Source organism: Propioniciclava coleopterorum, from assembly GCF_011393335.1.
GTDB classification, from domain to species: Bacteria; Actinomycetota; Actinomycetes; order Propionibacteriales; family Propionibacteriaceae; genus Propioniciclava; species Propioniciclava coleopterorum.
Genome location: NZ_CP049865.1, coordinates 1,201,581 through 1,218,638, shown reverse-complemented (window position 1 = coordinate 1,218,638; position 17,058 = coordinate 1,201,581). Strand labels below are relative to the sequence as shown.

The window sequence follows — 17,058 nt, the reverse complement described above, 5'->3', positions numbered from 1 at the left end:
CTCAGCCCGGTTGCATTACGCCGACGTGAACACTCGCCGGACAAACGACCCACATGGCGCGTGCGCACCGTGAGAGTTATGCCACAGGTGCCGGATCCGGCAGCGTCCGTGAGCAAGCCCTCCGGTGCGCACCAGACGATGGGCGGCTGGAGTGCCTCCCATTCGTCTAACCGGTCGTCGGCTTCGCTCATTCGACAATAGTAGTGAGGATCTCGCGCCCAACCTCTATGGCTTGCTTTTCAGTTGTGTCGATACGCAACTCATCAGTGAAGCCAGCTCGGTCGAGAATACCTGCCAGCCCCGCGTGACGCTGTAGATGCCAGTGCAGGATCACTTTATCGTCCGCGTGCCGCCTGGTCAGACGCGAGATCGCCGCATCGGGTGTCGTTGTCAGCCGCACATGCAACAGCCTTCTCGAGGCCAACGCCCCAGAAGCGCGGCGCAACTCTTCCAGTGACTCGACAACTGTTGCGACCACAATCACGCGGGCACCCGCGCGCCGGAAGTTCGAGGCGATTGCCTGCATGTTCTCCAGCGCCAGTGCGGTCCCGAAAGGGTCACCAGGCGGCGCAGGCCACGATCGGCGCAACCAGTCCACATCGATGACTGCGCCAGGAATACCGCACCGCTCCAACTCGCCGCCGAGCCTCTCGGCAGTGGTTGTCTTCCCCGTGCCAACGCTGCCATTGATCAAGACAGTGTCGAACGTTACGTTAAGCACTTTCCAACGGTATCAGTCGTCAGTGCGCGAGCTGACTCCAGGCGGATCGGGGGACAGCATAGCGCAGCCGGCAGCAGCGGTGTCCAGCCGACATGGTGACCGCTCACTCAGACTGGCCTCCCACTACGTCGAGGAAGATACCCGTAGGGGAGCAAACATAGCTACGTCTTAACCTTTTGGTTTGCCGTGCACCAGCCTAGCTTGAGCGCAGTCAACGGCGTGGGAGTTGAACTGAGCTCGACCCCCTCGCGCTACGAATCTCAACCTAGCGTTCTGCCGCATGAAATCAACGATCTACAGCATCTGGCCTGTGGATAAATCCACCGCGATACCCCGACCTACAGGTTGCTTAGCACTTCCGTTAGCACTTTTCGCGTCGCGGGCGACGCCTTCGCCCGGCCCGAGATCTGAAGCGAATGATGGACCGCTGCGACGACAGACGCACGGTGACTCCGTAATGGCAGGCAAACGCAGTTACGGATGACTCTGGGCTGTTCCATCCGAGGCGTCTGGTGATGACCGCGATAGTGAGGTCGGTCTCGCGTAGTAGACGCGCCATTTCGATGATACGGAACTTCGTCAGGTAAGCCAACGGCGTCATCTTGCAGGCGTCCCTGAAGACGCTGCTCGCCTGAGCGATCGACGGGTGATGTCGCCGCGGAGCAGCGTGAGGCGCCGCCATCTGCGCTACGGCCAGTCCGCACGACGATCCGTGAATCGGTTCAAGAGAGGTATTCCGCTGCCCAACTGGAAAGAGTGGTGGGCGTCGTCGTCGCGTAGGTACGTGGATTCTCGGGAGTGAAGTCATCCCTGATCCCGGCGGCCATCATCACGATTGCCTCGATCTGGGCCTCGGGCAGGCCGAATTCGCCGAGCGCGGATCGGACGTTATCGTCGCTGAGCTGAAGCGCTGACACGGGCGCGTCTAGCGTGGTCGAAAGGATCGCCGCGGCTTGTGTGAACGACAGGTCTTCGGGGCCGTGGACTGCCTGAACCTCGCGACCACTCCACGTTCGGGAGAGCAGGCGCCCTACTGCGACCGTAGCGATGTCGGCGGGAGCGACCCAAGCGATCGGGCGCTCGATGTCCATCGCTGTGCTCAGGACACCTCCGCGGATCGAGTCGATGTCCATGAGTAGGTTCGTGAAGAAATACCCGCATCGCAAATGCGCGACCGAAGCGCCGCTGGCTTCCAACTCCAACTCGGTTGCGGCGAGGCCGTCAATTTCTCCGACACCGTGCCGCTTCTCGGCTCCTACGCTGGACTGGAACACCACTCGCTCGATTCGATTGGTCTCGATTGCGGTGCGGATGTTGCGTGCGGCGAGGGAGTGCGCTGCGAGCGGGTCGCTGTCCGTCGCGGTCGGGCTGACCCAGTACACCGCTTCGAGCCCTCGGGTCGCCTCGACAACAGTAGGTTCGTTCCAGGCGTCCAACATAGCAATATCGACGTAGTCCGCGATGCTCTGATCCAGCTTGTTCGGGTTGCGAACCAACGCCCGCGGGCGTTCTCCCGCCTGCACGAGCAGACGGAGGACATGCGCCCCAACGTGTCCGTTCGGCGTCATTACCCCTATCGTCATGTCTCCACTCCTTACGTCGGTTCACTTCGACGCTAACAGGAGATGTGGTCTGATTCTGACCGCATCTTTAGGATGATGTCATGGCCGATGTCACTGAGAGAATGCTGCGCCTGCTCGCCACATTGCAGAGCGGGCAGGCGTTCACCGGGGAGGAACTATCGGCACGCCTGGAGGTGAGCCCTAGGACGCTACGGCGAGACGTCGAGCGGCTACGAGGATATGGGTACCCAGTGACTACGCGGCCAGGTCCAGGAGGTCACTACCAACTCGCCGCAGGGCAGCGGGTGCCTCCGCTCGTGCTCGATGACGAGGAGACTATTGCTGCAGTAATCAGCTTGGCCACCCTCGCCACGAACGCTCCTGCGCAGCCAGGAACTCTCGGCGACGCCGCCAGTCGTGCGTATGGAAAGATCGATGCACTCTTACCGGCACGACTACGACGCAGAGCCTTGACCCTGCGCATGAGTGTCGAAGCGGAACGGCGCATCGCGCCGAGCGTTCACGCGGTGGCACTCGGAAGTATCGGGGATGCCGTCGCCGCTCAAGAGATCGTCACGTTCGGCTATGTTGATGCGCGCGAGAACGTCAGCAGGCGCCGAGTGGAACCGCACCGCCAGGTCTATATCGAACTGCGCTGGTACCTGCTGGGGTGGGATCTTGATCGCGAGGACTGGCGTATCTTCCGCACCGACCGTATCAGCGAGTTCCACAGCACGGGAACGCGGTACGAGCCAAGGCCGCTCCCTGCCGACAGTGCTGTGGCATACCTGCGATCCGGGCTCGGCGAGACCTTCCACAGGGTGCGCATCACCATCGACGCCCCAATAGCCGCCGTCGCTGACGCCCTCCGGCACGAAGATGCCCGACTGAGCTCGGTGAACCACACCCGCACCGAGGCCTTACTCGCACTCGACTCGTGGCAACGAGTCCTGCCAGCACTGAGCTACCTCGACTCGAACTTCCGAATCGAAGCCCCACCCGACATGGCAACCGACATCACCCAGTTCGCCCGCCGACTCACCGCAGCCGTCCAAGCTCACGACTAGTTAGCCATCCACCCCTGTTCTTCTGAATGGACGCAGGCTACGTCCAAGTCTTAGGAGGTGAAGGGTCAGAACCCGATTCCGCGCTCACGCGGCGAATCTGGGCCTTGACGCGAGGATGGTTCGGGCGAAGAGATCCGCCGTTGACGCTGTTCGGCTTGTTGCTGCGCGCGCGCTCGCTCGACGCGTTTGCTCTCGATGAGTTTGGCGGCATCGTTCACCGGGAGGCTGCGGAGTTTCTCACTCTCGGTACGAAGCATGGCTGCGCGTGCGCGGGCGTCGCGGGCGTTACGGTGTGGGTTGAGGGCGTGCATCCCGTACTGGTGTGCGCGAGCGTTCTCAGGCCCGTACTCGTGGGCCAAGAGCGCCAGGCGCTCGTTGCGGTGACGTTCACCGGTCGCGGTTCGTTCGGTGCGCGCAGCCTTTACAGCTTGGGCGGCTTCGCTTACGCGGGGATCGGCTTCTGCTCGCCGTTCTGCGACCTGTGCAGCCCAATCGGGTAGTGCGCTGGGGGTTCGTGGCGGTTCAGCCTCCCACGCATCGCGAAGATGTGTTCGGATGGTTGCTGCTTGGTCGCTCACAGCACGGTGCTCGTCGCGAGCCTTGCGTCGCCCGAACCGCCCAACAGTGGCGAGGCGCGCGCTCGCCGTCCTCTCTTCCTCGACGCTGGCAAGGTATGCCTCGCCGTCGCGTTCGGCTTGCTCCGCGAGAGGCGCGGTGACCTCGGCACGCACCCGCGCCGCTTCTTCCTCGGCCTGACGAAGCACAGCGGCGTCCTTCTCCTTCTCGACCGTGTGTGCGGCTAGTTGGGCGTCGAGCCTGTTCGCGGTCTGCTCCCACCGCTCAGCCGCTCGTTCGGCACGCTGGGCCTCCCTGTCGAGTCGGACGAGTTCTTCGGTGACGCGCCGGATCGGGCCGTTTTTGACGATGCCGCGTACTGCTTCGACGGACTGTGCGGTGGCATGGTCGAGGCCGCGGTCGGCGGGGTCACGCTTCACCGCATCAACGAACTGCGCCCGCGCATCCGCCATATCCTCGGCAATGACATGCAACCGGTTGTGCTCGCGGCCTCGTGTCATACCGACGTAGACGCCTGCTGCGCTCGACGCCGCTGTGAGCATCGTGTGTGAGACGTTGACGGTTGCGCCTTGGACGCCATACGCAGTCGCGGCATAGGACAGGTGCGCGTATTCGCTCACGTACTCAGGCGGGAGGACGACGGTGCGCGGGTTTCTGCGCCCGCTGCCGGTTTCGCGAGCGTACATGGTACCGTCGTCGGTGACGTGCTGGACGATCCACTGTTGCCGGTTCGCCACGTCAAGCGCGGTGTCGTTCTTCCGCGTCTGGATCAGATCCCCCGACCGATAGGCAGTTCATCGCTGCCAGTCACTGTGATCGTGTCATCGACCTCACCACGCTCGACCCGTCCTGTGCGGATGCGCTCGTTCAGGGCAGCGGCTTCGTCGTTCGAGGCGACCGTAATCGCATCACCTTGGGTAGCGTGCTCCGTGATTTGGTCGCGGGCCTGCTCCTCGTCCAGGTGCAGCGTCACCAGCCCCATCGCGGTGAGCCGGTCGAACACGTCGCCGGGGTTCTCACGGTCGCGCATCGTCAACGTGAGGGCCGCGTATGCAGCGTTAGCGAACCGGTGCAGTTCAGTCATATCGTAGGTGCGGCCTCTGATCTGGGCGGCCATGTCGAGCACACCACCCCGGCCGACGGCGGGCAACTGGGCGCGGTCGCCGACGAGCGCGATAGTTGCGCCTGCCTCGGCGGTCACAGTGAGGAGGGCGTGGGCGGTGTCTTGGTCGAGCATCCCGGCCTCGTCCACAATCACCCGCTCACCTCGCAACAGCCGCGCCTCTTTCGGCGGGCCGGTGTAGGTTCGCCCGGTGTCGGGGTCGGTGTCGCCGCGAGTGAGGCGTGTCCATACGCCGTCGCGGTTCCATCTCCATCCGTGCGCGTGCACGAGTGCTGCAACGCTCGTGGCGGGTATGCCGAGTTCGTCGTGCGCGACCTGCGCCGCGCGCAGCGTCGGCGCAACCACCCGCGATCCCCGCCCGTGCTCGGCGGAGACGTCGATGGCGGTGCGCAGCATCGTCGTCTTCCCGCTCCCCGCAGCGCCCTCTACGATCACCAACGGATCAGACGACGCAACCGCAGCAGCAGCGACCGCCTGCCCGTCATCCAGCCCCGCCGCGCGTGCGGCCTCGGTCACCTCCGGGTGGGCGGGCTCTTGCTTCGGTGTGCTGGCAGTGAGTTGGTCGCGGAGCGCGGTTTCGGCGGCGACCACGGTGAGGCTGGTCAGGTGCGCGACATGCTCCGGCATCGCCGCATCCGGTGGGAGCACGGAGAAGCAATCCGAGACCGCCAGCACGGTCGCCATCGTGATGAACTCGCGCAACTCAGCGGGGGTCGCTCGTACGCCGTGTTCGGTGGTGATGCGGGTGACGTGCTCCTGCACTGTGTGCCTCGTCCATGCCGATGATGCAGCGGCGCAGCGATCCAGCGCACGGGATGCAACCTCCTGCACCGCAAGATCATCCAACAACACCGAACGCTGCACGGTGCGGCGTTGACGCGCAGCGGGGTCGTATCCGGCGTCGGCGAGTTCCTGCACCCACCACTGCTCATTCTTCAAGTCAGCGGGCTTCTTTCCAGGCCGTTCGTGTGTCCAGGCGATGCCTTGCAGCCGCGCTGTCATCACCGGGCCGAGCCCCTCTCCGGGATGCTGCTGCTCCCATTCGGTTTCGAGGCGGTCAAGGTTGCGTCTGATCTGGGCCGAACGCTTCGACATCACCCCGTTGAATGGCTGCAACTCCACCACCTCACCGGACACTGGGTCGAGCGTCAGGCCGTGCTTTGCGAGGGTCTGTGCGAGGTGCGGGTGCGCGGCGATGACCGCGGTGCCGAGAGCGCGGATCGCGCCCTGCTGCTTGAACAACGCCGCAGTATCGAGCGCCCGCCACTTCCCAGCCGCAAACACCCGAGTACCGATCTGCATATGGATATGCCGGTGCGGATCACCAGCCCGCGATGTCTTGTGAGTGATGCCGACGACCTGCATCCGCTCGATAGACAGCACTTCCCGTTGGTCGCGCGGCCCGACCCTTGTCACCGAGTGCTGGCCAAGCCAGCGTCGAATCTCTCCCAGCGCGTCCTGCTGCGCCGCGTCCAGCGCCGCCGACACTTCGGGGTGGAGCGCGGCAGCGACCGAAAGGCTCTTGGGGGCGTTGATCGTCATCTCTGCGAACAACGGCGACCCCTTCGACCTCTCGCCGGGATTGCGTGGGGTGCCCATCGACTTGCCCGTGACAGGTTCCGTCCAGTCCACCCACCCCTCATACTCCTCAGCGGTCAGCGAACGAGTGGAAGCGATCTCACCGTGAGAGTCGAGCACCGCGTACTCAGCCACGGCGTCGTCCGCGCCGAGGTAGTACTCGTCCGCGCGGGAGCGGTCGGCCTCGACATAGCGGCGCGCGGCAGCACCTGTGCCGCGGAACAGGATCACCCCGCCCTTCATCTCGGCCTCCCTCATGAGTCGCCTCATGAGGAAGGTGCGCACCACGGCCCAGCCGTGGCATACGTGCATGGACTGGTGACACATGGGCTGGTGACACATGGACTGGTGTCAGTGGGGCTGCGTGACGAAGAGGCTTATCTTGGCGGGAGGGCTCCGCGGAGCATTCTGTTTGCGTGGTGAGCGAGGTAGGCGCGGAAGTCGTCCGGTGATTCGATTGTGAACTCGATGTCGGTGAGTGTAAGGGAGAGCGCAAGCCATTCGTATGAGTCGACGTGGGCCGTGTAGCGGCATTCCTGTTCGCTGATTGGTTCGATGGTGCCGTCGATGCGGTAGAGGCGGTCGGCTGCGTGTTCTGCGCTTTCGTGGAGGGCGAGAACTACCGTGCGTTCGGGGACGCCTTGGAAGTGTGTGCGGAGGTATGCGGGGAGATCATTGGCAGGCAGCGTGCGTGGATGGAAGTGCTCGTCGCCGATCTGTAGATTGCTCATCCGGTCGAGTCGGAAGGTACGCCAGTCGCTACGGGCGCGATCCCAGGAGAAGAGATACCAGCGTTGTTGGAGCCGCACTAGGCGTGCCGGTTCTACCTCACGTTGTGTCGTGTGGGATGTGTTGGCATGGTCGAAGCGCAGGATTCGGTGGGCTGTGATTGCCTCAGCGACAGTTTTCGCCGTGCCTGACTCAGGAAGTGTTCCGGCTGTGCTGGAGATGTCGGTCGTCGAGATGAGGGCGTCGACGGTGCGCCTGAGTTTGGGCGGCAAGATGCGGTGGATTTTTGCTTCGGCTCGTGCCGCAGAAGTCATAGTCTCCTCGCCGACCGTTGCTCCGTTGGCTGCCAGTTTCAGGCTCAGGACTGCCGCAATTGCTTCGTCGTCTTCGAGCATGAGTGGCGGGAGTGCTCGGCCTGCTACGAGTTGGTAGTGACCTCCGGGACCACGGCTGCTCTGGACGGGATACCCGAGGTTTCGGAGGAACTCGATGTCGCGTCGCAGTGTTCTGGGTGTGCTCTCGGTCGCCGTGGCCAGATCGGGCGCTGTCCATTGGCGGCCGCTCTGTAGCAACGAGAGTAAGCGCAGCATCCGCTCCCGTGGCGTCCTCATGTTTGCCCTCCTGCCAAACAGGTTGCGGTCAATACCTGTCCACAACTGATCGTAGCGTTGAGACATGACGAAGATGAGCGGGGACCGTGCTGCGTGGATCAGTGTCGAGCAAGCGAGGACCAACAATCTCCAAGAGGTGTCTGTGCGGGTACCGAAGCACCAGATCACCGCCTTCACCGGCGTCTCCGGGTCGGGAAAGTCGTCTCTCGCTTTCGGCACTATCGCCGCGGAAGCCACCCGCTTGGTAGCAGAGTCGTACCCGCTGTTTGTCCGCAACCGTCTGCCGTCCAGCGGACGAGCTGATGTCGATCGCATCGACGGTCTCATGTTCACGACGGTCGTGGATCAGCGCCCGTTCACGGGCAACGCGAGATCGACCGTTGGCACCGCGAGTGACATCGCGCCCTTGCTGCGGATGCTCTTCTCTCGTATCGGAGAGCCCTGCGCCGGTTACTCGCCGGCATACTCGTTCAACGACCCGTCCGGGATGTGTCCGAGATGCGAGGGATTGGGAACGGTTGACGATATCGACCTCGACCAGTTGCTCGATATGCGGCTGAGTTTGAATCAGGGTGCGATTCGTTTCCCGGCGTTTGAACCTGGCACCTATCGGTGGTCTCGAATGGTGCATTCCGGCCTTGCCGACCCCGAGACGCGCTTATCCGAGTTGCCCGACGACGTGCTCAACAGTCTCCTGTACGCGGAGGATCTGCCGCTGGCGTCCCCTGACCCGAAGTACCCGAAGTCGAGCAACTTCGACGGAGTGATTCCCAGGCTGCGCAACAGCTACCTGCGCAAGACGCCCTCTCGGCTGACCGACGAAGAACGAGCGGGGCTGGCGAGGATCGTCACTCGGCAGCCCTGTCCCGAGTGCCACGGGGCCCGGTTGAACCAGGCCGCTCGCTCGAGTCTCATAGACGGCCGGTCGATTGCTGACTGGTCCGCGCTCCCGGTCAGCGAACTACGGGACCTGGTGCACGGTGTTCATGATTCGCGCGTGAATCCGGTCCTCACAGCGATCAGCGAACGATTGAGAGCATTGGACGCCGTTGGGCTGGGATACCTGAGCTTGGACAGGCACTCGACGACGCTTTCCGGCGGCGAGGCACAGCGGGTAAAGATCGTCAGGCATCTCGGCAGTGCCTTGAGCGACGTTTGCTACATCTTCGATGAGCCCAGCGTCGGCCTCCATCCACACGACGTTCACCGGCTGCTCACGCTCCTGGCAGACCTTCGTGATGCCCACAACACCGTCCTCGTCGTCGAACACCACCCTGCGGTGATCGCTGCGGCCGATCTCGTCATCGACCTGGGGCCCGGGGCAGGGACGAACGGCGGTCACATCCAGTTCGAGGGGACACCCGACGAACTGGCCGCCACCGACACGGCGACCGGTCGGATGCTGCACGAGCAGGTGCGTCTCAACCTCAACCCTCGGACACCGACGAAGTGGGTGACCGTCGAACGTGCCACAGCCCACAACCTTCAGGATGTCACCGTTGAGATCCCGCTCGAAGTCCTCACCGTGGTGACCGGGGTCGCGGGTTCCGGGAAGAGCACCCTCGCCGCCCAAATCCTCCCAGCTCAACACCCGCAGTTTGTCGTCATCGGGCAAGAACCACTCCGTGGCGGGAACCGGTCAACCTCCGCCACCGTACTGGGAATCGCCGACCCCATCCGCCGTGAGTTCGCTCGCGCCAACCATATGGCACCGTCGTGGTTCAGCCCCAACGCAAAAGGTGCGTGTCCGGTCTGCAAGGGCAAAGGCTTAATCACTACCGACCTCGCGTTCCTCGATGACGTGAGCACACCCTGCGAGGCGTGCGGCGGGACCAGGTTCAATCCTCAGGCGCTCTCCGCCCAGTTCAAGGGACACTCGATTGCTGACGTCCTTGCAATGAACGCCTCCCAGTCCCTCGACCTGTTCAGGTCTGTCCGCGACATCACGACACCGCTGGGATGGCTGGAAGACGTCGGGCTGGGGTACCTCAGCATCGGACAAACGACGAACACACTATCCGGAGGCGAACGCCAGCGACTCCTGCTCGCCAAACACCTCAGCGACACTCCCGAACCCTCGAGATTGCGGCTCGTGTTCGACGAACCGACCGCCGGACTCCACGGCTCCGACACCGACAGACTCCTCCGACTCTTCGACCGGCTCGTGGACGAGGGAGCCACCATCACCGTCATCGAACACAACCAACGGGTCGTCGCGCACGCTGACTACATCATCGACATTGGCCCCGGCGCAGGAGAACGAGGAGGCACCGTCGTCTACCACGGACCCCCACAGGGCCTCCTCACCGCAAGCGATTCAATCACCGGGAAGTATCTGCAGTCCACTCACCCCACACTGAACACCTCGAAGCGACTATGACGACGCTCAGTGAAGGGTCGCAAAGCCACGTTTGATCGGCGATACCGTTCTGACCTGATTCCTCCTCCCGCACGGTATTCGATGCTTGCCGAAGAGGTCGATCCATGAGCAGGAAAGCTCGGGATCGCATCAAAGCCTGAACCAGCGTCTGGCTTGACAAGAAGGCTGATATTTCGCGTCCAACGGCGGACAGCGGAGACCCCGACCGCGCCCGGCACAGTGCGGCATGCAGGGCACCTACCGGCTTTGGGTGCTGATGGCGCACCTCCCTTGTGGGAGGCGTCACCGTGGACGAACACACCTCACCCGCTACCCACGATGCTGCGGGAACGACTGGCTCGACCAGCGGCGGTTACGAGAGCCCAGAAGGTCTACGTTCCCTACTAACTCGACTACACGATTCCGGGCCGGGCGCTTGGCGGGGTGACCGTGAAGCAGCCGAACTCATGCGCTACACCGCCACGAAGTACCGGCCACTCGCACGTAAGCACGGGCTGGATGCCTGGGCGGTCGCGTCCGCCGCGTTCGAGGTGATGCTCGCCCCTTCAACGCGTAACGCGGGCAACCCTTGGGCGGTGGTGACGCGTGCTGTGCAGATCACCTGTCACGCGGAGACTCGCGCTGCTGGGATGCTGACCTCTGCCAGCAAAGTACGCCACGCCTCTCGGATGGCCGGGTTCCATGATGCGGTGCGGTTCGCCGAGCGGGAGCGGCTGGCCGACTACCATCCCGCTTTCACGCACCGCGACGACGACCCGGACGAGAGCGAGCGTGAGGCGCGAGTGGCCGCTTTGCTGTCTGCCACGGTCGCGCTGTTCGAGTCTGCGGGTTGGGATGCTGCGCTCGTTGCCGAGTGCGTCGAGCATGTGGCCTACCGGCTTGCCGATCTCTCCTCGCGTCAGCGAGGGGTCGAGGTGCTGCGCCGTGACCGCACGATCCCAATGCTGCTCGGTCTGCCGCCCCGGTCGTGGTCTGCGCTGTTGCGGATCACACTCGGGCATCCCGACCTGAAGCACGCGGGCACGCCGATGGGTGATGGTGTGCTGCTGCGATTACTGAACGGCGAAACGCTGGACGCTCTGTGCAACGATCAGGCGCTGATGAAGATGATCCGCACCGCCAACCCCGACAAGCACGCCGCGCCTTGATTTGGGGGTGGGGCTCCGCACCTAACGGTATGAGCACCCGCACCGTTACCCCCACTGACACCTCCACCGCCCCTGAGCCGTCGCCTAACTCCACGCTCGGCGCTCAGCTTGCCGCCGCCTCGCGGCGCGCGCAGGGCTTCACCACCGTCGTAGATGATCCAGCCGTGCTGACTCGGCTGCGCGGACTCTGCAACGCTCCGCGCCCCATGCGTGTACCCGTCGCCGAGCAACGCGAAGGCCCCGCACCCTGACATGCTTTCGTAGCCAGGAACGCGGGGCCGGTCACGCATCGTCGGGGCTATGCGCGCCAGATGAACTCGACCCGGCGTGCGAGCACTGCCGCGCGGTGCGCGTCTCGGCGCACGTGGAAGTCCTCGGTGCTCTCGTTGCGGCGCTTGGGGACAGCGGTCATCATGTCTGCGGGGTGAGCGTGCACGAGTACCGCTTGCAGGATCAGGCTCGCGGCCTGGTACTGCCACATCGGGGTACGCCCCTTCCACTCAGCCGCAACCGTGGTCATGTCGATGTTGAGCCCTGCGTGCTGCTCGGGCATCGTCGCCGCATGCTCGCGGCGGGTCGACTCGATCCGCTCCGCAATCCTCGCACGTTGCCGCACCCACATGGTCTTGTCGATCAGGCCGTCGTAGTAATCATCATCCAGCCTCGCCAAGCGTTCCCTATCCGCGTCGAGCGTCGCCGCGAGCCCGACCCTGGCCGCAAGGTCTCTGCCGGAGGTTCGGTGTTTCGTGGGGTGGAGGGTGATCTGCTCGAACGTCGCACGCACTGCTTCCTCCACGAGCTTCTCGATTTCGGCAGAGCGGATCGAACGGGTGCACCCGCCTGGGGTCGGCTGGATGCACTGGTACACGCCGCCCCGGTGAATCATCGCCGTCCCGCACAGTGAGCAGCGAATCAACCCCGAGAACGGGTACATCCGCACCGCCGAACCACTTCCGGGTTGGTGGAAGTTCCGGGCCTTCTTCCTGGCATCGAGTACGTCGGAGACTTGCTGCCAGGTGTCCTCGTCAACAATCGCGGGCCACGCCGCTTTCACCTGCATTTTCGAGGTTCGCGCGCGGCTCCCGTCCGGCATGACGGGCCGGTACTCGCGCACGCCCTTGTTGGAGGGGTTGTAGAGCACCATCTTGAGCGTCCGATCCGACCACCTGCATCCGTGGGTGGTGAGGATGCCGCGCTCGTTCCACTCCTTCCGTATTCGGTACAGGGAGTCACCGGCGAGCACCCGCTGGTACATCTCGACCACCAGCGGCCCCGTCACCGGATCAATCGTGAGCGCGCCTGCCTCGGCCCGGTATCCGAACGGCACCCGGCCGCCGTGCCAGGCACCCTCGATGGCCTGCTGTTTCGCTGCCCGTGCGACACGACGGGCAGTATCCGCCGATGACTTGTTCGCCATCGCGACCAGCACCCTGGCCATCGCCACATCAGAATCCGTATCCAACCGGAGCGAGCCGGTCACGGAGCGGACGGTGAACCCGCCGAGCACCTTCGCGTCGATGAGGTCTTCCAAATCTCTCGGGTCGCGCACCGCCCGATCCAAGTCATACGCGACCATCACCTGCGCCTGGCCGTCCGCGAGATTCTTGAGCATGGCGCGGAACTGCGGGCGAACAACCCGCCGCACCCGCTCACCCGAAGAGAGTGTGATCGTGCGCTGCTTGAACGCCGACGTGTCGTTTTCTCGGAATACGGCTGCGACTTCCCAGCCGTGGGCTTCGGCGTAGGCGCGGCAGTCGACCTCTTGCCGATCCACGCCGCGTTCGGTGCCCTCGGGGTCGTCACTGATCCTGACGTACACCACCGCCCGCAACGCTTCCGTGGTCTGTTCCTGCTGTTCGTGGCCCATCTCTCGGCCCCACCTTCCTACTCGTGTGAGAGGTAGGTGCGTTTACAGAACCTCGGCTACGCCGTCACCGCGCACCGTGCCCAAGGGTCCACCGTCGACACCGCACACGCGGTCGTCCACTCACCGGAAGTGACCCGAGAATCCCTCTACGTCGCGATGACCCGCGGCCGCGAATCCAACCGCGTCTACGTCGCCACGGACGAGCATCACCTTGAGGAGCATCAGCACCGTGAGGACCTGCAGAACACCGCCCGGAGCATCCTCTACGGGATCCTGCAGCATCCCGGCGCAGAGCTCTCCGCGCACGACACGATCACCGTGGAGCAGGACTTCTGGGGCTCGCTCGAGCAACTCGCGGCCGAGTACGACACCATCGCACAAGTCGCGGGACAGGAACGCTGGATCGCCCTCCTGCACGCCGGAGGCCTCACGGCGGAGACGATCGACGAGCTCGTCGAGACAGACGCCTTCGGGATCCTCACCACCGAGCTGCGCAGGCTCGAAGCCGACGGGCACGACATCGACAGTCTTCTCCCGCGCATCATCCAGGTTGGAGGACTGGACGAGGTGCAGGATCTCGGGTCGCTGCTGCGTTACAGGCTCCAGCGCATCACGGCGGCCTACCAGCCTGCTCCGCAGCGGGCCGCCGGGATGATCGCCGGCCTGGTCCCGCGCGCGACCGGGATCACCGATCCCGCGATGAGGCAAGCCCTCGACGAGCGGGAGCAGCTCATGGAGCAGCGCATCGATGCCCTGGTCGAGAACCTCCTCAAGCAGCCAGAGCCCTGGTTGACGGGACTCGACGAGACCGCTCCCGCAGAGGGTGAGGCTGCGGCACGGGCGATCATCGCGTACCGCGACCGATGGGGCGTCACCTCGAGCAGCCCACTCGGAGCGGTGCCCGGCGACGATGCTCAGCGCATCGACTACGAACGCGCCCAAGCGCAGCTCTCTGCGATGACCTCACGGGACGGTGAGCACGCCGCTGCTCTGCTTTCGGCTCCCCGAACCTCTGAGCGTCGCCTCTGAAAGACATCAGGTCACATGAACCGCTCGACGGCGAGCCATGCGAGGGCGACAGGAGGCGTGAATGCGACCAGCATGATGACAGCGAGACGCAGTGTGCGCGGCCAACTGTCGAGCGCCGAACGCACCGTCTTCCACCCGGCGTCGCTGAATCTGGGTCTGATCATCCGTACCACCTCCTTCTCGTCTCGCATGTCTCGCTGCCTACTCCTACTTGCTCTTCTTACGTTGCTTGGCGGGCTTCATTCGAACCTTCGGCGCAGCCGCCTTCTTGCGCTCTCGCGCCTGGGCTTCCTTCTGCGCGGTCTTCTGCCGGGCGGACCGTGCCGCGTAGCTGAACTCCCCGGTCAGGGAGTAGTAGGTCCGCACAGTCTTGCCCGTAGGAGAAAGCGGAGCCTTGACGGATTCCTCGCGCGACACCAAGAGGCCGAGCTCTCTGAGCTCGTTCACGCCCGTCTGCACCGATCTGGCTTTCAGCCCGTACCAGTCGTCCATGCGGTTGTAGGTGAACCAGCACTCACCCTGGTAGCTGGTCTCTTTCGCCACGACGAGCAGTAGCGCCAGCGCAGGCAGGGACAGCTTCGCGAAGAGCTCCTGTGTCCAGAATTCATCGGGTAGAACGAAGTAGGTGTTCCAGCGGTCCTTCCGCCCGGCTGGAGCGGTATACGTCTCTGTGCCGTCTTCTCGTCGAGGAACGACGCGAACCAGACGGTCGTCACGCTTCCGCTCTTCGATCAGCCCGAGTTCTTCGAGTCGTTTCCACGATCGGGACAGGGTGGAAGGCGACCAGGTGACGCCGTCCTTCGAGGTCAGCGCGCGGATCCAGGTAGCTGCGGATAGCGGCTCATGGTTCTCCTCGAGCCAGTTCCAGCAGGACACTAGCAGCAGATACAGCAACAGCTCCCGATGGCGACGCCCGGTCACCATTCGTGCGAGCGTGCTCGCGCGGGACTGCCCCTCCTCGGGAAGCTGCACGAGGATGTGTCGGATCTGGGCATACCCACGTCCCGAGAGCTTGGTCATGTACTCCCGGGTCTCGGCAGGTGTTGCTGCATCCGACTTACCACCTGGTGCGGGCGTTGTGCTGTTCATGGCTCCATGAAATCACATCTGACACACGCAACCATTTCAAACAGGATCGTCCCGATTGTCGGTTCGTGCTGCGTCATGTGATGCCACCTTGCGACGCTCCTCTGCGACGTCAAGATGCAAAGCCCTGCAATGCCCGTTAGTGACCGATCGGCAGGGACGGCTCGATCGACACACAGCAGGAGGGCTGTCGATCAGGATTTCGCTCCGCTTCCTTTTCACGCTTGCTCTCGGCGTGTCGAGCCAAAAGTCCGACCGATCGGTTCCGAAGTCACTACTGAGCGCAAGGGCTTGCAACGCTTACCGGGCCGACGAGGTCAGGCGTAGAATTGGAACAGGCAGGAAGAATCACGCGCCGAACCCGTCGTTAGCGGGCGAAGCAGGCCGCCCGACACCAGGCGGGCACTCACCACACAGGACCAGCCGCACCGACATAGCTCCCGTGTGAAAGTGAGACACCGCCATGACGCTCTTCCAGCGACTCTGGGACGACAGCATCCGTACCCGCAGATTCCTGCGCTGCTGGATGCCCACGAACATCCTCCTCGACAAGATCCGCACCCGCCGAGGCCTCAGATGGGGCATCCCCGCGATGCTCCTCCTGGGCGGCGGATACATCTTCGCCGCTGCGATGTGCGTCACCCTTATCCGGAACGGCTGGCACGAGAGCCTCTACCTCCTGTTTGCACTGTTGCTCTGGAACGGGTTCAAGTTCCTTTGGATCGGCCCCGTGAGCCTCGCCATCCTCGCCAGGGCGCGCATCCGCGAACGATGCGCCTCGGCCTCCGCGCAGCGAGCAGGGAACTCAGCAACGAGCGGGTCTTCTCCAGACTTGAAGGATGCATCCTTCACAACTCGATAACGCCCGCAGCGCTACGTCACCAGGTCATCATGTCCCGAGCGTGGAGGTGTCACCTCGTGGCTAGATGTTGCTGGCCAGGACATTGTTGACGGGAACCTCGTGGGCGGGTGCCGGCGGGCGGACGAGTCCCGTCATGTGGCGTGCGCCTGTGTCAGGCGACTAGCTCTTCCGGCTGGGCCAGGCGAGGGTATTGGAGCGGATGCGGCGGACGGTCGCATCCAGCCATGAGCGTTCGTGATTGAGCTGGTCGCGGTAGTAGTGGGTTTCAATCATGTGTAGTTCGGGGACGCTTCCAGCCTCGTCAAGCGCGCTTGCAAGGCGCTCTTCCTCCTGATGGATGCGGTCGACGCGACTTTGCAGTGCGGCTGCCGCTTCGGTCGGGGTGAGGATTCCGAGGTAGGCCAGTGCGGTCATGAATGCGGTGCGGTTGCCGAGAGCGCCATCTCGGAGCTCATGCTCGACTCGCTCGGCTAGAGCTTGTCGGCCTGCCGAGGTGAGCTGGAACGTCTGTCGATCTGTGTCTCTCGGCTCCGAGTGCAGCCAGCCGGCCTCTACGAGTGTGTTGAGCAGTGTGTAGACGGTCGAGTTGCGCACGCTGATGTAGGCATAGCGCGAGCGCAGCTCGCTGAACAGGGCGTAGGCGTGCCCGGGCTGCTCGGCGACCAGCCCCAGGATCGGCAGCACGAGCGGGTTGGCGAGCGCGTTGGTCGGCATGGGTC

The 17,058-nt window shown here is 64.0% G+C and carries 15 protein-coding genes and 2 pseudogenes; 6 read left to right on the top strand and 11 right to left on the bottom strand.

Features of this window, described 5'->3' with window-relative positions:
- Nucleotides 1-187 precede the first annotated feature (187 nt).
- The 3 genes from G7070_RS05900 to G7070_RS05890 form a co-directional block, all read right to left on the bottom strand.
- A complete protein-coding gene (locus G7070_RS05900) occupies nt 188-721 on the bottom strand; it encodes an AAA family ATPase (RefSeq protein ID WP_166232729.1) in 534 nt (177 codons plus the stop codon).
- A gap of 361 nt (nt 722-1,082) precedes the next feature.
- The gene (locus G7070_RS19800) at nt 1,083-1,403 is read right to left on the bottom strand and encodes a helix-turn-helix domain-containing protein (RefSeq protein ID WP_206079972.1); all 321 of its coding nucleotides are present in this window, start codon (nt 1,401-1,403) and stop codon (nt 1,083-1,085) included.
- A gap of 40 nt (nt 1,404-1,443) precedes the next feature.
- Nucleotides 1,444-2,289 carry an NAD(P)H-binding protein gene (locus tag G7070_RS05890; protein ID WP_206079971.1) on the bottom strand — a complete coding sequence of 282 codons (846 nt, stop codon included), beginning with the start codon at nt 2,287-2,289 and terminating at the stop codon, nt 1,444-1,446.
- A 95-nt stretch (nt 2,290-2,384) separates the two neighbouring features.
- Between G7070_RS05890 and G7070_RS19795 the strand changes: the two are divergent.
- Together G7070_RS19795 and G7070_RS18460 are read left to right on the top strand one after the other, a co-directional pair.
- Nucleotides 2,385-2,546: pseudogene (locus G7070_RS19795) on the top strand (HTH domain-containing protein); the annotation flags it as partial.
- A 219-nt stretch (nt 2,547-2,765) separates the two neighbouring features.
- Nucleotides 2,766-3,350, top strand: coding sequence for a helix-turn-helix transcriptional regulator (locus G7070_RS18460; protein WP_246227404.1), 585 nt, complete (start codon nt 2,766-2,768; stop codon nt 3,348-3,350).
- A gap of 65 nt (nt 3,351-3,415) precedes the next feature.
- Here G7070_RS18460 and G7070_RS17620 read toward each other — a convergent pair whose 3' ends face one another.
- From G7070_RS17620 to G7070_RS18455, 4 genes and pseudogenes are all read right to left on the bottom strand, one after another.
- Nucleotides 3,416-4,663, bottom strand: a complete 1,248-nt coding sequence (locus tag G7070_RS17620; RefSeq protein WP_206079969.1) for a hypothetical protein — start codon at nt 4,661-4,663, stop codon at nt 3,416-3,418.
- A 32-nt stretch (nt 4,664-4,695) separates the two neighbouring features.
- Nucleotides 4,696-6,885 (bottom strand): MobF family relaxase, encoded by a 2,190-nt coding sequence (mobF, locus tag G7070_RS17615; protein WP_206079968.1) that lies wholly within the window; start codon nt 6,883-6,885, stop codon nt 4,696-4,698.
- Nucleotides 6,886-7,004: 119 nt separating this feature from the next.
- Nucleotides 7,005-7,751, bottom strand: coding sequence for a helix-turn-helix transcriptional regulator (locus G7070_RS05870; RefSeq protein WP_246227714.1), 747 nt, complete (start codon nt 7,749-7,751; stop codon nt 7,005-7,007).
- 54 nt (nt 7,752-7,805) lie between these two features.
- Nucleotides 7,806-7,946: pseudogene (locus tag G7070_RS18455) on the bottom strand (HTH domain-containing protein); the annotation flags it as partial.
- 85 nt (nt 7,947-8,031) lie between these two features.
- Here G7070_RS18455 and G7070_RS05865 point away from each other — a divergent pair.
- Nucleotides 8,032-10,347: an excinuclease ABC subunit UvrA gene (locus G7070_RS05865; RefSeq protein WP_206079967.1), complete on the top strand. Its 2,316-nt coding sequence runs from the start codon at nt 8,032-8,034 to the stop codon at nt 10,345-10,347.
- 446 nt (nt 10,348-10,793) lie between these two features.
- Nucleotides 10,794-11,495, top strand: coding sequence for a hypothetical protein (locus G7070_RS05860; protein WP_206079966.1), 702 nt, complete (start codon nt 10,794-10,796; stop codon nt 11,493-11,495).
- A gap of 298 nt (nt 11,496-11,793) precedes the next feature.
- Here the strand turns inward: G7070_RS05860 and G7070_RS05855 are convergent, their stop codons facing one another.
- Nucleotides 11,794-13,362, bottom strand: a complete 1,569-nt coding sequence (locus G7070_RS05855) for a recombinase family protein (protein ID WP_166232719.1) — start codon at nt 13,360-13,362, stop codon at nt 11,794-11,796.
- A gap of 36 nt (nt 13,363-13,398) precedes the next feature.
- Between G7070_RS05855 and G7070_RS05850 the strand changes: the two genes are divergently transcribed.
- The gene (locus G7070_RS05850; RefSeq protein ID WP_206079965.1) at nt 13,399-14,391 is read left to right on the top strand and encodes a C-terminal helicase domain-containing protein; all 993 of its coding nucleotides are present in this window, start codon (nt 13,399-13,401) and stop codon (nt 14,389-14,391) included.
- A gap of 11 nt (nt 14,392-14,402) precedes the next feature.
- Here the strand turns inward: G7070_RS05850 and G7070_RS05845 are convergent, their stop codons facing one another.
- Entirely contained in the window at nt 14,403-14,555 is a 153-nt protein-coding gene (locus G7070_RS05845) for a hypothetical protein (protein ID WP_166232717.1), read from the bottom strand.
- Between the two features lie 43 nt (nt 14,556-14,598).
- Entirely contained in the window at nt 14,599-15,480 is an 882-nt protein-coding gene (locus G7070_RS05840) for a helix-turn-helix domain-containing protein (RefSeq protein WP_166232715.1), read from the bottom strand.
- 460 nt (nt 15,481-15,940) lie between these two features.
- Here G7070_RS05840 and G7070_RS05835 point away from each other — a divergent pair, with 460 nt between their 5' ends.
- The gene (locus G7070_RS05835) at nt 15,941-16,339 is read left to right on the top strand and encodes a sulfate permease (RefSeq protein ID WP_166232713.1); all 399 of its coding nucleotides are present in this window, start codon (nt 15,941-15,943) and stop codon (nt 16,337-16,339) included.
- A gap of 159 nt (nt 16,340-16,498) precedes the next feature.
- Here the strand turns inward: G7070_RS05835 and G7070_RS05830 are convergent, their stop codons facing one another.
- On the bottom strand, nt 16,499-17,053 hold the full coding sequence (locus G7070_RS05830; RefSeq protein ID WP_166232711.1) for a PadR family transcriptional regulator: 555 nt from the start codon (nt 17,051-17,053) through the stop codon (nt 16,499-16,501).
- Between the last annotated feature and the right edge of the window lie 5 nt (nt 17,054-17,058).